The sequence below is a fragment of the Mesorhizobium argentiipisi (SeqCode) genome (assembly GCF_037179585.1).
Taxonomy (GTDB): Bacteria; Pseudomonadota; Alphaproteobacteria; order Rhizobiales; family Rhizobiaceae; genus Mesorhizobium; species Mesorhizobium argentiipisi.
Window position 1 is genome coordinate 1 of record NZ_JAPYKO010000084.1, and the last position, 1031, is coordinate 1031.

The following is a 1031-nucleotide window of genomic DNA, read 5'->3' on the forward strand; positions in this document are numbered from 1 at the left end:
CAGGGCCGCAGCTGAGCCGAGAAGAAGGCTCTTGATGTTCATTTTCTGACCTCCAGTCAGAATCGAACGGAAGAGTCGACTTTATTCGACCGCCATCAACGCCAGTGCTTTGTTATTGCTACTTTTTTGCTCTGGTGAATTCTACCAAAGGCATTTGCTGGCGAACGCGTGTCCGGATCCCGATTTGAGATAGCGCTCGAATGAAGTCGCCTTTGCTCGGCTTGAAAAGGCCACGTAGGTCACGATTCGCCACGGGAGAAATTTGGAAGTGTGACTGGACTTTCCGGCGTTGTGATCGGCAATCCGCTTCTTCAAATCGGACGTTATGCCGATATAGCGCTCGCCTTCCGAAGCCTCGCTCTCAAGCAGATAGACATACCACACGAACCGGCCCTCCTTCGCCAAGGCTTCGGAGGGCATCCTCTCCGCCATCCTGCTTCGCTCGAAAGTTGGGGCTTGTCCTGCGAAGCTCGGAGAGCGAAGCAGGATGGCGGAGAGGATGGGATTCGAACCCACGAGAAGCTTTTGACCTCTACTCCCTTAGCAGGGGAGCGCCTTCGACCACTCGGCCACCTCTCCGTCGCGCCGCTGGATAAAGAAAAGCGTCGGCACAATCAACAAGCCGGCGCCATAATCGCCGAAAATTCGGCATGGTGCAGCTCGGCGGGCGGAGCCATGCGGCGATTCCATGGCGATTCCCTGCCCGGCGACTCGGGGCTGGCGCCGCAATTTCGGCCGTCCATCGCCGGATTCGACCGGCTGCAAGGCCTTATTGGTTAATGAGAACTTTCGGAGTGAGGCCAAATCGTGTCATTTGTGCAACAACGTCCGGGGATAGCGTCCGGATAGGGCTTCAGCCGGTGCGATCGTGGTTGAACGCCGCTGCCGCCTGGGTAAAGGTCTGGTTCGAAGGAGCGGCGCGGTGCGCATCTTTTTCGGTAAGTGGGGATGGGGCAGGGAACGCTGTCCTTCAGCAAAAAATACCCAGACCCGTTTTTTAACTTTTGACTGGAGGTCAGAAAATGAACATC

1 protein-coding gene and 1 tRNA gene are annotated in these 1031 nt (G+C 56.4%); both read right to left on the reverse strand.

All coding sequences use genetic code 11. The features are described from left to right. Positions 1-141: 141 nt before the first annotated feature. Positions 142-420 (reverse strand): GIY-YIG nuclease family protein, encoded by a 279-nt coding sequence (locus O7A05_RS34020; RefSeq protein WP_415927097.1) that lies wholly within the window; start codon positions 418-420, stop codon positions 142-144. Positions 421-488: 68 nt separating this feature from the next. Continuing rightward, positions 489-579 (reverse strand) — tRNA-Ser (locus O7A05_RS34025). Positions 580-1031: the final 452 nt, after the last annotated feature.